Raw genomic sequence first — 13,479 nt, 5'->3', positions numbered from 1 at the left:
TGCTTGCAGGTCGCATCCCCGTCGCAGGTATAGATGTCGGCCCGGCTGAGAGCGACGAAGGTGACGCCCGGGGAGGGGTTCGTGGCAGACCAGGTGTTGACGACCTGCGTGTAGAGCGCTCCGGCGCTGCTCCGGGCTTCGACCTGGTAGGCGCGCCCCTTCAGGGCGTCATCCTGCTTGAACCACGTGTCCGCATAGTGTCCGAGGGGATCCACCGCCCGCACCGCCGCGTGGCCCCGGAACTCCTTGCCGTCGCTGCTCAGCCCCAGGCCGGTGTAACTGTACGTCGTTGTCAAGCTGCCGCCCCGCCCATCGCTCACGCTGCGACTGACCACCCTGTACCGGTCCACCTTGCCGACGTAGGTGTACCCGAGGAAGGAAGCGGGTGGAGTGCAGCGCGGGTCGCCTGCGTCATTACGCGCCCGCCAGGCCATGCACCCCTGATTATTATCATTCCACTCATAGTTGCTCCCCGCCCAGTAGACGGGGACGGTCGCTATCCGCTCATAGGTGTAATTGACAGTGCCGCCGACCCCGTTGCTGGCGCTGCCCAGCCGGGCCCCGGTGTAGGCGAAAGCGAGTGACGGCAGGGCGGAGCTGCCGTCGCTCCCGTAGAGCGTCACCGCCTTCAGGATGAGGTCCCCGGTGGCCCCGCCGCCCCAGTTGTAGGTGGGGTCGCGGTCAATCGAGTAGTCGAAGGCGAAGACGTACTTGCGCACGAGGCTCGCCCCAACCAGGACCTCGATCGCGTCCAGCCGCTCCCGCTCGAAGAAGGAGACGTTGGTCGTGGCGCTGGTGTCGGTCCAGTCGGTCCGGGGGGCCCGGAGGAAGCGGACCTCCCGGGCCGTCCCGCCGACCAGGGCGCTGTTGTGATAGGTGTACGTGATGCGGTCGGGGTAGACGGCCTGGTCGTAGCTCCGGCCCGTGGAGGCCACGGTGGCCGTCTGCTTGGCGTAGGTGTAGCGGACCGCGGTGTCCCGGGTCGTGGTCACCTCGTCCAGGAGGTACTTGTAGGTGACGGGGGTCACCAGGTCCTGGCCGAGGGCGATCGCCTTGCTGTCGGGATTGAAGCCGAAGCGGTGGCGGGTCCCGTCCTTGGTCGTCAGCGTCCAGTAGTCCCCTTGCGCGTCATACTGGAGGCGCCAGAAGGTCTCATCCTTCGTGTGATAGAGGTTCTGGCCGCTATCCACGAGGACCAGGTCGTAGCTGACCCCCCCGAAGACCGCCTTGAAGGTGTCGTCATTGGGGCTGGTGGTGAGCTTCGTGTCCCGCAGGACGAAGCCGCCAACATCGAGGGTCCAGCCCCGGCCGGTTCCCTGGCCCTGGTCCCGCGGTCCGAGCTCGTCCACGGTGCTGCTGTTGTAGCGGAGGGCGAGCCGCGGGGCGGTGCCCGCCGTCCCCGGCGGGAGGAGAATCGGGATCTCGGCGGTCGCCGCGCCGGTGAACAGGTCGGTCTGGAAGGCGTCCGCGGTGAAGGTGGTGATGGGGGGATCGGCCTGCGTCCGGGCTCGGGTGGCGGCCGGGGTGTCCTGGGGGCCCTCCGGGGGCGATCCCTGGCCGGGAGGCTCGGCCGGGGCACCATGACCCTGGCCGGAGGAGCCGGGGGGCGAGCCGGTAGCTGACTGTGTGCCATTCGCAGTTGAAGAAGTCCCAGTGTCTTGGGCAAGCGCGGGGACTGTCCAGTTGAACAGCAGCAGGAGGACGAGGAGCCATGCGACTGGCTTTCGGAGGTTGGCGACAGTTCCTATCGGGGCACTGGTTGCGAGGGGATACCTAGCCCGCGCGCTCATCTCACGAGACCCCATCGCTCTTCCCTCCCGATTGCCGCGACGTCAGTCCCGAGGGGTGGACGGTTAGCTCGTTGTCTGCTTAGCCGAGCAGGTGCCCCCTCTTGCTAGAGGGGCACCCCCCCGGTAAATACCAGGTTAGGACGCGCAGGCGACCAAACAGATCACGAAGGTAACGGGAGGGGAACAACTGGGTGACAATTTCGTGACAACCCTTGGGCGGCTGCCAGGGGAGCGTTTCGTGCGCGGGTTCGCCGGGGAGGTCCTGCTGGGCATGGAGGGCCGCCGGCCGGGACTCGCCCGGCCTGAGGCGATCGGTAGGGGATGTCAGGTGGGTCCGGGCGAGGGGCGACTCGGCCCCCCGCCCGCTGGCTTGATTAGCGGCGGCCGCCCCGGATCTTCGGGACCAGGAGCACGACGTCCCGGTCGGCGAGGCGCCGGGCGGGATCCGCGGTCTCCCCGTTGACCCGCGCCTCCATCTGGCCGCTGACCCCCTGCTCGGCCAGCACGTCCCCGAGGGTGGTGCCGGGGTCCCGGACGAGCTCCTGCGTGCTCTTGCCCAGCATCACCACCTTGACCGCGATCGGTTCCCGGACGCCCAGCTCGGTCCTCCGCATGGTGTCCCTCCCTTTCTGTCGGTTAGCAGGCGATGAACGTCAGCGTTTTGTGGTCCAGGATCAGCTCGCCCCGGAGGGGCTCGCCGGTGAGGAACTTCTTGATCTGCCCCGCCACCAGCCCGGCGATGGAGAACCCGGTGTACACGATGGCCTGGGCAGTGCACGGGACCACGACGGTCTCCTCGTCCGCGTAGAGCGAGGCTTCGTACCGGCGGATGTCGTCGGGGTCCGCGGGCCGGACCGTGAGGATCCGGGCGACCTCGGCCCCCATTCGGGCATCGAGGTACAGCGGCACGGCCGCCCGGTGGCGGACCCCCCGTAGCCAGATCTCGCGACGGGCCGCCATGGTGTCCACCGCCGCGACGACGATCCCCTGCAGCCGCTGCTCCCGGACCCGCTCCGCCCGGACCTGGAGCGCCACGCCGGCCACCTCCCGGGCGAGGTCCGCCAGCGCATCCACCTTCAGACGCCCCACATCGGCCAGACGGTAGGCCTGGTTGGGGATGTTGTGCGCCTCGACCCGGTCGTCGTCGTAGGCGGCGAGCGCCCGGCAGCCCATCTTCGCGAGGGCCAGGACGACGAACGACCCGATCCCGCCGCACCCGACCACGGTGACCGGGACCTCGAGCTGGTCCGGGTCGATCAGGTCCTGCTGGCGGTACAGGTCCACGGGCACCTCACGTCGACACCCCCTTCCAGTGCGTGACCGGGACGTACCAGTCCCGCGGGGTCACGGTCCGGAGGAAGTCGAGCAGGACTTCGGCGGCGGCGACCCACTGGTACTCGGCCACGAGCTTCGCCAATCCCTCCCGGACGTTCCCCAGGCAGGGCCGCCCGTCCCAGACGTGCGGGTGATCGTAGAGCCCGTACGGGTCCGTCAGGTTGCGCACCGTGATCGCCCCCGTCTCCGCCAGATCGATCTGGAAGCAGCCGAGCCGGTACCGGGTGCCGGCGTGCTCCACCGCGATCGGCATGGTGAAGAGGCGGAGGCCCCCCGGGTACGGCTCGACCTCCCGGACTCCCTCCACTCCCTGCAGCCGCGTGAGGTCGTCCGCCGCCCCGGCCGGCCGCCCCGCCTCCCCTTGCAGGACCCGCAGCCGCTGCCGGCACGCGTGAAGGTGCCGCGTCTCCTGGGTGAGGCGGCAGGAAAGCTCCTCGAGCGCCCGCTCCGTCACCCGGACCTCCTCCTCGAGGAAGCCGGCCTCCTCCCGGAGGCGCCGGCGTTGCTGCTCCGCGTAGGCGTCCCGCGCGCCCGCCCGGGCGCTCTCCCGCCGGTCCGCCTCCTCCCGGGCCGTGTCCCGGAGGAGCCGGTTCAGGAGCACCGCGAAGCGGGCCGCGGGGAGCGTCATCACGTGGGAGATCCAGGCCTCCAGGTGGGGGAGAGCCAGGTCGAGGCTCTTGCGGAGGAGCAGGCGCGCGAGCGGGTCGGGCTGCCCGGGCAGGTCGAAGAGGACGTACAGGTTGTTCGAGAGCAGGTGCAGGACGGCCCGCCCGTCCTCGTCGGTGAGGCTCAGCCCCTGGGCCAGGCGCCCGGGGGGGACATAGGCGGCGCGACTCCCCTCCGCGAGCCGATGGCCGAGCACCACCGGGAGGCGGACCGTAGAGGTCTTCGACCAGAGGTCGAGCCAGAGGGGTCGGAGCGGGAGGGCGTGCAGGTGGACGTGGAGCTGCCGGTCGAGGCGGGGGCGGGTATACCCCCGGGGAGGGTGGTGAAGTGCGATCGGGAGGCCCAGGACCTTCCCGTAGTCGCGGGTGACGGCCTCGAGCGTCCTGGGGAGCGTGGGGCGCGGGGAGATCATGGACCTTCACGCACCATCCTGACGGGGAACCAGGAGAGGCCCGTCAGGGGAGTCGGGAAGGGACAGAAATGCGAAACCCGGGCCCAATCGGATGGATGATTCCTAGCACAGGGTGCCCGCGGTGACAAGCCGAAAAACGGCGGCCCCGCCGACAGGCGGCGGGGCCCGGGCTGCAAGCGGGCGGCTGGTGCCGAAGGGGGGACTCGAACCCCCACGGGTTGCCCCACCACCCCCTCAAGATGGCGTGTCTACCAGTTCCACCACTTCGGCACGCAGGCATTCTACATAGCGCCTCCCGCCCGTCCTGTCAACGCCAATGTCCCGCGGCTGCCGCCCGTGACTTGCTCCCGTCCCGGGCGATCTGCTATGGTGCACGGGGCAGAGGCGCGGCGCCGGGCGCCGCGGGAGGCAATCATGCGACGACTCGCACTCATCCTCGGAATTGTCGTGGTTCTCGCCGGCTGCGCGACGGCCCGCGTGGCCGAGCGGCGCGTCATCACGGGCCGGGTGACCGACGCGGATGGGGCTCCGGTGGTCGGCACGCCGGTCCTCCTGGTCGGGCGGGACCTCGGGTTCGACGTCTTTCGGCTCGGCTACGAGGAGATGGATCGGCGGGAGGTCCGGGTCCTCACGAACGAACGGGGGGAGTACCGGATCGAGGTTGTGGCGGGTGAACTCGGCAACAACCTCCATCTTTTCTTCTACGACCGGGAGGCGTTCGACGCAGTCCGGTACGCCCGCCCGGAGCCGGTGGATATCACGAAGCGCATCAAGGAAACGCGCGAGTTCGTCATCAATCAGACCCTCCGGACGCACCCGGACTGGCCCGAGGTGGCCCGCCTTCGGGTGGAGTACGGGCCGGACTCCCACCGGGGGCGCCTCCTCCGCCAGATGGGGCTTCCGGAGCGGCGGGAGGCGACCCGGAGCGGGGGCGACCTGGTCGAGCAGTGGCACTACTTCTCGCGGGGGGTCACCTACGTGTTGCAGAATGGAGAGCTCACTGGAACGCACCAGTTCGAGCCCATCAAATGAGTTCACCAAGCGCCGCTCTTGAGGCGTTCCCACAGCGGCCGTGCCTCCCGGTGGCGCTCCTGCTCCTGCTCATCGCGGCGGCCGCCGCCTGGGGCGAGGAGCCGCGAGGACCCGGTCCCCTCCCCGAGCTGGCCGTGACCCCGGAAGACGTCGTCCTCCCCCGGCCCAGCCTGCTCGAGGGGGCCCCGGTCACGGTGGCGGTCCGCGTCCGCAACCTGGGGGACGCGGAGGCCCGCGGGTTTGACGTGCAGATCTGGGACGGAGCCGGGCAGAAGCGGGCGTCCCTCAAGACCGTTGCCATCGCGAGCGTTCCGCCCCGCTCGGATGTCCTCCTGACCGTGGACTGGACCCCGCGGGGGCCGGGCCTGCACCAGGTATCGGTGACCGTGGATCCGAGCGGCCGCGTCCCCGAGGGGAGCCGGACGAACAACACCGCCTCCCGAGCCGTGCTGATCCTCGCGGAGGCGCAGGCCCAGCGGAACCTGTACGCCCACGCGCTGCAGTACGTCCCCCGGGACTCGCGGGAGTTCGACCTGCTGGAGGCGGAGCGGGCGTTGGTCGGGGCCCCCCCGGCGGGGCGAGGGGTGACCCAGCTCGTGGCCAAGGCCGTGGACCGCGACCGGGGCGTGATCCGGGTGATCGGGCTGGGGCTGCGCCCCCTCACCATCGTGAGCAACGCCGCAGCCCTGCCGGCCGCGCGCCGGGCGGCGGTTCTCGAGGCGCAGCGCTGGCTCGGTCTGATCCAGGAGCACCGGGGCAAGGCGGGCGGCGCGGTGGCGGCCGGGGAGCGGCTCTTCGGAGCGGTGGTGGTGGGGGAGCAGGCCCTGCCCGACGGCAGCGTGATGGTCAAGATGGAGGCCCCGCTGCGCTAGGTCACTCCAGGATCCTGTCCCGCCCGGCCGGCTCCGCGGGGGCCGAGGGCTGCCGCGGACCCTGCTCCGGGATGGTGAAGCGGAAGGTGCTCCCCTTCCCGAGTTCGCTCTCCACCCGGATCCGGCCTCCGTGCAGCTCCACCATCTTCCGCGTGAGGGAGAGGCCCAGTCCTGTCCCCTGGTGCTCGCGGGAGAGCGAAGAGTCTACCTGCTGGAAGTCCTCGAAGATCCGCTCCCGGTCCTTCGGGTCGATCCCGATGCCGGTATCGGTGACCACCACCTCCAGGTATGGGGCGGGCTCGGGAGCCGCTGGCGGCAGCGGCATGGGGGGGTAGCCGGCCGGCGGACCGAGCAGCCGGCGGACTGCCACTCGAACCTGCCCCTCCTCCGGGGTGAACTTCACGGCGTTGCTCAGCAGATTGTAGAGAATCTGCTTGAAGCGCGCGGGGTCCGCCGTGAGCTGGTCCACCCCCGGCTCCACCTCGGTCGTCAGCGCCAGACTCTTCTTGGCCGCCAGGGCCTTCATGATGGTCTGCACATCCCCGAGGGCGGCCGGCACGCCAAAGGGTTCGAAGTGCAGCTCCATCTTCCCGGCTTCGACCTTGGAGAGATCGAGGATGTCGTTGATCAGCTGCAGGAGGTGGCTCCCGCTCCTCTGGATGTTGCTGGCGTACCGAGCCTGCTTGGGCGAAAGGGTCCCGAAGGCCGCCTCCTGCAGGAGCTGGGAGAAGCCGAGGATAGCGTTCAGTGGGGTCCGGAGCTCGTGGGACATGTTGGCCAGGAATTCCGACTTGTGGCGGCTCGCCTCCTCGACCTGGCGGGTCCGCTCCCGTACTTTCTCCTCCAGGCTGGCGGCGTGGCCCCGCACCTGGAGAAAGAGACGCGCGTTCTCCATGGCGACGGCTGCCTGACCGACCAGGGCCATCATGGCCTCCCGCTCCTCGGCGGTGAAGGTGCGCCGCTGCCGGGTGAACATGGACAGGGTCCCGAGAACCCTGGCCTCGAGGCGAATCGGCACCGTGGCGAAGGAGACGAAGCCGGCCTTGAGCAGGGCGTCCCGGTGGTAGAACGCCGGCACGGCCTGGATCTCCTCGTGAAAGATGGGCTCCCCTGCCCGATAGGCTTGCCCCATCAGCCCCGCCTCCAGGGGGATGGTGCTGCCGAGGGGCGGGGCGGCCGCGGCCTCCCCGTACACGGCTGCCAGGCGCATCATCCCCGCTGGCTCGTCCACCAGCCAGAGGCGGGCCTGGGCCAGCCCGAACAGCTCGACGAGGGCCCGGGCGATGGTTCGGAAGACCGCGTCCGGGTCCAGCGTTGCCGTGAGCTGCTTGCCGACCTCGTAGAGGGCTTGCAGGCGGGCCGACTTTTCGTGGCTCTCCTCCGTCAGCCGGAGGCCCTGGACGGCCACGCCAATCTGGCGCCCCACGGCGACCAGGAACTCCCGCTCCGCCTGGCTGACAGGGCGCGGCTCCGGACTGGACAGGCTGAGGGTCCCCAGGATCGTGCCCCGCGCCTCCAGCGGCACGGTCACCTCTGAGCGCCCCCCTCGCTCCGCGGCGTCGAGGGCGGCGACGATCACTGCCGGCTCCCCCGTCAGGGCCACCTGCCCCGCCACGCCGTCCCCCAAGGGGATCGGGCCGGCCTCTGGGCCCGTCGCGGGTTCCGGGGGGTGGCAGGCCACCAGGCGGAGTTCTCGGTGCGCGGGGTCGAGCAGGCGGATCTGGCCGTGCTGGAGCCCGAGGACCCCGAGGGTCAGGCGCAGGGCCTCCTCCAGCAGGATCGGGAGGCTGCGGGTGCCGACTGCCGCCGCCGCGATGGCCGTGAGGGCGTGGAGGGTTCTCGTGCGCTCCTCCGTCGCCTGCTCCAGGCGGCGGGAATGCGCGTCGAGTTCTCCGAACAGGCGGGCGTTCTGGATCGCGACTGCGGCGTGGTTGGCCAGGGTCTGGCACAGGCTGACCTCCCCGGGGGTGAACGGCCGGGGCCGCTGGAACTGGGCGAGGTTCAGGGTCGCCACGATCCCCTCGGGCGTGATCACGGGGACCACCAGCAGGGCGGTGAGGCCTATCGGGCGGACGAGGTGGGCGACGGGCGCCATCAGGGGATCGCTGCCGGGGTCCGCGAGGACCACCGGTTGCCGGGTGGCGATCGCCCGTTCGATCTCCGGGTGGAGCTTGAGGTCGAGGGTCGCGCCGACCCAGGAGGTCACCCCGCTCTGCTCTGCCACGGCTCCCGCCCGCACGAGCCCCCTCCGGTGCTCCATGTCGAGCAGGATGATCCCGGAGCGGGCCGCCGGGATGATTTCCAACAGATGGCGGGCAATCCGGTCGAAGACCGCGTCCAGGTCGAGGGTGGCGGTCAGATCCCCGCTCACCTGAAGCAGGGTCTTGAGCTCGGCGCTCCTCGCCTCGGTCTGCTGGTAGAGGCGGGCGTTCTCGAGGGCGGCGGCGGCCAGCGAGGCGATGGAGGTGAGCAGGTACAGGTCTCGCTGGTCGAAGGGGGCTCCGTCCGCCCGGTTTACCGCTTCCAGGACCCCCAGGACCCGGCCCTTCCCCAGGAGGGGAACACAGAGGAGGCTCCGGGTGGTGAGGCCGGTCTGGGCGTCGAAGCGGGAGAGGAACCGGGGGTCCTGCCGCGCATCCGGGACCAGGCAGGGCTGGCCTGTGGCAGCCACCCAGCCGGCGATCCCCTCGCCGAGCTTCAACCGCAGCGCCCGCAGGGGCGCGGCCTTCTCCCCTAAGGCGACGGCGAAGGCCAGGTCCCCCGTCCCTTCCTCCGCGAGGAGGATGGTGGTCCCTTCCGCCCGCAATGCCTGTTGGGCCTGCTCCAGCGCCAGCGTCAGGACCCGGTCCACCTCGAGCGTAGAGGTGAACAGGCCTGCGATGGCGTTGAGGGTCGCCAGGTCGCCCACCTGCCGCTGCAGGCTCTGGAGGAGCCGGCGGTTCTCCGCCAGGAGGCGCCCGTGGGCCACGCCTCGCTGCACGCTCCGGATGAGGACGTCCGGCGTGAACCCCTTGGTGAGGAAGTCGTAGGCGCCCGCCTTCAGGGCGGCGATGACATGCTCCGAGGTGGGGCTCGCGGTGACGATAAGGACGGGCAGGTCCGGATTGCTCTCCCGGATCTGCTGGAGGGCCTGCAGCCCGCCCATCCCGGGCATCATGACGTCCAGGAGGACGGCGTCGGGGCGCGCCGCCTTGAGGGCGGCAAGGCCTTCCTCCGCGTCCCGCGCCGCCTGAACGCGGTACCCCGCCTGCTGAAGGATGTCGGTATACTGCTCGCGGATGAGGGGCTCGTCTTCCACCAGGAGGATCAGGGCGGTCTCGGGGGCAGCCCCCGGCTCGGGGACGGGAGGGGGAGGGTGCAGGGTCAACGTTCACCCCTGGCGGTCAGCCGCCTCGGGGCCCGCCGCGGATCGGGTCGGGGTCGTGGCTCGGGCCGGGAGATCTCAAGGCCTCTCGCAGGCGTTCGGCCCATCGTCTCGGAGGAAGCGGGCCACCTGGTCCGTCAGGTCCTTCACGTCGATGGGCTTCGGGATATAGCCGCAGCAGCCGGCCTCAAGAATCCGGTCCCGATCCCCCTTCATGGCGTGGGCCGTCAGGGCCACGACCCGGATGTCGCGCGTCGCGGGGCTCGCCTTGAGCCGCCGGGTGAGGGCCAGCCCGTCGAGCCCCGGGAGCTGGATGTCCATCAGGATCAGATCGGGCTTGGCGGCCTTCAGGCGCTCGACGGCCTCGGCGGCGGCCGTGGCCTGCCAGACCTCGTAGCCGTGGGCCTCGAGCAGCTCGCAGACGAGTTCCATGTTCATGGGATTGTCTTCCACCACGAGGATGCGCTTGCCGGCCACGGTGCGTCTCCCTCCCGGGCTGCCAGGGAATGGCCGGCTGCTCCTGGGGCCATTCCGGGCAGACGGGCTCGGGTGGAAGCAAGGCACGTGCCAGCGAGCCATCGGGTGGCGTGCCGAGAGCGGCAAAGCCGTTGCTTTTTGCGGGGCGGGCTGATACCGTAAGCCGCGGTCAATACGGGGATCGGTGCGCCCCGGAGGGTAAAATGGGGATCGAGGACCGGCTGGAGGAGCTCCGGCGCCAGCGGGAGGCGGCCCGGGCGGGGGGCGGCCCGGAGAAGGTAGAGCGCCAGCACCGGGCCGGGAAGCTCACGGCGCGGGAGCGGCTGGAGCTCCTGCTGGACAAGGGGAGTTTCCTCGAGACCGACATGCTGGTCACCCACCGCTGCCGGGACTTCGGGATGGAGAAGCAGCTCGTCCCGGGCGACGGGGTGGTGACCGGCAGCGGCGTGATTGACGGTCGGCTGGTCTACGTCTTCGCCCAGGACTTCACGGTCTTCGGCGGCTCCCTCTCCGAAGCCTACGCCCAGAAGATCTGCAAGGTCATGGACCAGGCGGTGAAGGCGGGCGCCCCCGTCATCGGCCTGAACGACAGCGGGGGCGCCCGGATCCAGGAGGGGGTAGTCTCCCTCGCCGGCTACGCCGACATCTTCCTCCGGAACACCCTGGCCTCGGGCGTCGTGCCGCAGATCTCCGCGGTGATGGGCCCGTGCGCCGGCGGCGCGGTGTACTCGCCGGCCCTCACGGACTTCGTCCTGATGGTGAAGGACACCGCCTATATGTTCATCACGGGCCCCGACGTCATCAAGACCGTGACCCACGAGGAGGTGACCTTCGAGCAGCTCGGCGGCGCCATGACCCACAACGCCACTTCCGGCGTCGCCCACTTTGCCGCCGCCTCCGAGGAGGAGTGTCTCCAGACCATCCGGGACCTCCTCTCCTACCTGCCCAGCAACAACCTGGAGGACCCCCCCGTCCGCCCCACCACCGATGACCCGCAGCGGATGGAGGAGGCGCTCAACACCGTCGTCCCCGACAACCCCACCAAGCCCTACGACATCAAGGAGATCATCCGGCTGGTGGTGGACGAAGGGGTCTTCCTGGAGGTCCACCGGCACTACGCGCAGAACATCGTCGTCGGCTTCGCCCGGCTCGATGGCCGGCCCGTGGGGTTCGTGGCGAACCAGCCGGCCGTGCTGGCCGGGGTCCTGGACATCCACTCCTCCATCAAGGCGGCCCGGTTCATCCGGTTCTGCGACGCGTTCAACATCCCGATCGTCACGCTGGAGGACGTGCCCGGGTACCTCCCTGGGACGACGCAGGAGTTCGGGGGCATCATCAAGCACGGGGCCAAGCTGCTGTACGCCTACGGCGAGGCCACGGTCCCCAAGATCACCGTGATCACGCGGAAGGCGTACGGGGGGGCCTACTGCGTCATGGGGTCCAAGCACATGCGGGCCGACGTGAACCTGGCCTACCCCACGGCGGAGATCGCCGTCATGGGGCCGGAGGGGGCGGTGAACATCCTGTACCGGCGGGAGATTCAGGAGGCGGCCGACCCCGAGGCATTCCGGGCGGCCCGGATCGCCGAGTTCCGGGACAAGTTCGCCAACCCCTACGTCGCGGCCTCGCGCGGGTACGTGGACGACGTGATCGAGCCGCGGGAGACGCGGCCGCGCCTCATCCAGGCGCTCCGGGCCCTCGCGACCAAGCGGGACGTGAACCCGCCGAAGAAGCACGGCAACATCCCTCTCTAGAAGGGGAAACTCGCCCTGTCCCAAGCATCCGCCACCCTCCACCGCTACCTGGACACGGTCAACGCGGCCGCGGCGGCCCTGGTCGGGAGCCCCGACCTGGAGGCGGGCCTCGCGGGAGCGCTGGAGGCGCTCCGGGCGGGGACCGAGGCGGGTGCGGGCGCCCTCTGGCGCCTGGACCGGGAGACGCGGAGCCTGACCCTCCGGGTCGCCCGGGGATTCCCTCCCCTTGCTGCCGCCCCCCAGCTCACCTGGGAAGAGAGCCTCGCCGCCGGGGCGGCGGATGGGCAGGGCCTCCTCAAGGTCTCCGACCTTTCCCGGCTGCCCGATCCCCGGGGGAACCTCCTCCGCCGGGCGGGGTTCCGATCGGCGGCCTGCGTCCTGCTGCGATCCCGCGGCACCGTGCTCGGCTCCCTCGAGCTCTACGACCCTAGCCCGGGCCGGTTCGGGGAACCCGACCTCCAGTGCCTCCTGGCCGTCGGCAGCCTGCTGACGCTCGCCCTGGAGCACGCCGAGTCCCGGGAGGCCGCGGCGGCCTGGGAGAACACCTTCCACGCGATCACCGACGGGATCGCCGTCCAGGACCGGAAGGGCCGGATCGTCCGGGTCAACCGGGCGCTGGCGGAGGCGGCCGGGATGCCCCCGGAGGCGCTCACCGGCCAGCCTTGTGCGGCCGTCGTACACGGCCTGGCCGGGGAGGCGGAGGGCTGCCCCCACGCCTGGGCCCTCGAGAGCGGCGAGCCCTTCGTGGAGGAGGTGATGCACCCCGCCTTCGGGGGGGAGTTCCGAATCGCCACCTTCCCCCTGTGGGACGCGGCCGGTCGCCTCCAGGGGAGCGTCCACGTCTGCCGGAACATCACGAAGGAACGGGACTTGCAACAGCGCCTCTCGCAAGCGGCCAAGCTGGCCACCGTGGGGGAGCTGACGGCGGGCGTGGCGCACGAGGTGCTGAACCCGCTCAACATCATCTCGGGGCGGGTCCAGCTCCTGCTCGACCGGCCGGAGCTGGACCCGGCGGTGGTCCAGGCGCTCCGGGTGGTGATGGTCCAGGTGACGCGGCTGTCCCGGATCGCGGAAAACCTCGTGGCCTTCGCCCGCCACCAGCCGCTCCGGCGGGTCCGGACGGAGGTGAACGGCCTGGTGGAGGAAGCGGTCCAGGCCTACGAGCCCCTGCTGACCGAAGCCGGCCTTCGCGTGGAGCGGCGGTACGCCTCCGACCTCCCGGAGCTGTCGCTGGATCGGGACCAGATGGCCCAGGTCGTGGCGAACCTGCTGAGCAACGCGAGGGACGCCACCCCCCCGGGCGGCAGCGTGACGGTGACGACGGGGCTGACGGATGAGGCGGAGAAGCGGTCGGTCACGATCGCCGTGGCCGACACCGGCTCGGGCATTCCGGAGGCGCAGCGCGCCCGTCTCTTCACCCTCTTCTACTCGACCAAGCGCGAGGGGAAGGGGGCCGGGCTGGGCCTCTCGGTGAGCTCCGGGTTAGTCCGCGGGCACGGGGGGACGATCACGGTCGAGAGCGCGGTGGGGCGCGGCAGCACCTTCACGGTGGTCCTGCCCGTCGAGGGCTAACGGAGGAGGGGGAGGATGGCGAAAGTCCTGGTCGTGGACGACGAGCCCGAGGCCGTGGAGCTCCTGGTCGAGTTCCTCTCCTCCAAGGGCTACGAGGTCCTCACCGCGACCAGCGGGGAGGAGGCGTTACGGCGGGTCAAGGAGGACCGGCCCCACCTGGTCCTGCTGGACATCCGGATGCCCCAGATGAACGGCCTCGAGGTCC

General features: G+C 70.7%; 11 protein-coding genes and 1 tRNA gene. 5 read left to right on the top strand and 7 right to left on the bottom strand.

Features of this window, described 5'->3' with window-relative positions:
* The 5 genes from VGT06_06295 to VGT06_06275 form a co-directional block, all read right to left on the bottom strand.
* On the bottom strand, positions 1 to 1,805 hold a 1,805-nt coding region (locus VGT06_06295), incomplete at its 3' end, for a hypothetical protein (GenBank protein HEV8662729.1).
* Between the two features lie 359 nt (positions 1,806 to 2,164).
* Complete coding sequence (locus tag VGT06_06290) at positions 2,165 to 2,404, bottom strand: MoaD/ThiS family protein (GenBank protein ID HEV8662728.1); 240 nt, start codon at positions 2,402 to 2,404, stop codon at positions 2,165 to 2,167.
* Positions 2,405 to 2,426: 22 nt separating this feature from the next.
* Positions 2,427 to 3,080 (bottom strand): ThiF family adenylyltransferase, encoded by a 654-nt coding sequence (locus VGT06_06285; protein ID HEV8662727.1) that lies wholly within the window; start codon positions 3,078 to 3,080, stop codon positions 2,427 to 2,429.
* Between the two features lies 1 nt (position 3,081).
* Positions 3,082 to 4,203 carry a hypothetical protein gene (locus VGT06_06280; GenBank protein ID HEV8662726.1) on the bottom strand — a complete coding sequence of 374 codons (1,122 nt, stop codon included), beginning with the start codon at positions 4,201 to 4,203 and terminating at the stop codon, positions 3,082 to 3,084.
* Between the two features lie 185 nt (positions 4,204 to 4,388).
* Positions 4,389 to 4,473: transfer RNA gene (locus tag VGT06_06275), tRNA-Leu, on the bottom strand.
* A gap of 144 nt (positions 4,474 to 4,617) precedes the next feature.
* Here VGT06_06275 and VGT06_06270 point away from each other — a divergent pair.
* Both VGT06_06270 and VGT06_06265 read left to right on the top strand, forming a co-directional pair.
* Positions 4,618 to 5,235 carry a carboxypeptidase-like regulatory domain-containing protein gene (locus VGT06_06270; protein HEV8662725.1) on the top strand — a complete coding sequence of 206 codons (618 nt, stop codon included), beginning with the start codon at positions 4,618 to 4,620 and terminating at the stop codon, positions 5,233 to 5,235.
* 50 nt (positions 5,236 to 5,285) lie between these two features.
* A complete protein-coding gene (locus tag VGT06_06265) occupies positions 5,286 to 6,107 on the top strand; it encodes a CARDB domain-containing protein (protein ID HEV8662724.1) in 822 nt (273 codons plus the stop codon).
* A 1-nt stretch (position 6,108) separates the two neighbouring features.
* On the opposite strand, the gene VGT06_06260 is transcribed toward VGT06_06265, so the two are convergent.
* Positions 6,109 to 9,474 (bottom strand): GAF domain-containing protein, encoded by a 3,366-nt coding sequence (locus VGT06_06260; GenBank protein ID HEV8662723.1) that lies wholly within the window; start codon positions 9,472 to 9,474, stop codon positions 6,109 to 6,111.
* 75 nt (positions 9,475 to 9,549) lie between these two features.
* Positions 9,550 to 9,948, bottom strand: a complete 399-nt coding sequence (locus VGT06_06255) for a response regulator (protein ID HEV8662722.1) — start codon at positions 9,946 to 9,948, stop codon at positions 9,550 to 9,552.
* A gap of 203 nt (positions 9,949 to 10,151) precedes the next feature.
* Here VGT06_06255 and VGT06_06250 point away from each other — a divergent pair, with 203 nt between their 5' ends.
* The 3 genes from VGT06_06250 to VGT06_06240 all read left to right on the top strand — a co-directional run.
* Positions 10,152 to 11,702 (top strand): carboxyl transferase domain-containing protein, encoded by a 1,551-nt coding sequence (locus VGT06_06250; protein ID HEV8662721.1) that lies wholly within the window; start codon positions 10,152 to 10,154, stop codon positions 11,700 to 11,702.
* A 15-nt stretch (positions 11,703 to 11,717) separates the two neighbouring features.
* Complete coding sequence (locus VGT06_06245; protein HEV8662720.1) at positions 11,718 to 13,274, top strand: ATP-binding protein; 1,557 nt, start codon at positions 11,718 to 11,720, stop codon at positions 13,272 to 13,274.
* 15 nt (positions 13,275 to 13,289) lie between these two features.
* The coding region (locus VGT06_06240; protein HEV8662719.1) for a response regulator at positions 13,290 to 13,479 on the top strand (190 nt) is incomplete at its 3' end.

Source organism: Candidatus Methylomirabilis sp. (assembly GCA_036000645.1).
Taxonomy (GTDB): domain Bacteria; phylum Methylomirabilota; class Methylomirabilia; order Methylomirabilales; family JACPAU01; genus JACPAU01.
This window is presented reverse-complemented; position numbering and strand designations above follow the sequence as displayed.

Coding starts and splice junctions, on each gene's coding strand:
- VGT06_06290 (HEV8662728.1), bottom strand. CDS start 2,404: ATGCGGAGGACCGAGCTGGGCGTCCGGGAACCGATCGCGGTCAAGGTG.
- VGT06_06280 (HEV8662726.1), bottom strand. CDS start 4,203: ATGATCTCCCCGCGCCCCACGCTCCCCAGGACGCTCGAGGCCGTCACC.
- VGT06_06270 (HEV8662725.1), top strand. CDS start 4,618: ATGCGACGACTCGCACTCATCCTCGGAATTGTCGTGGTTCTCGCCGGC.
- VGT06_06250 (HEV8662721.1), top strand. CDS start 10,152: ATGGGGATCGAGGACCGGCTGGAGGAGCTCCGGCGCCAGCGGGAGGCG.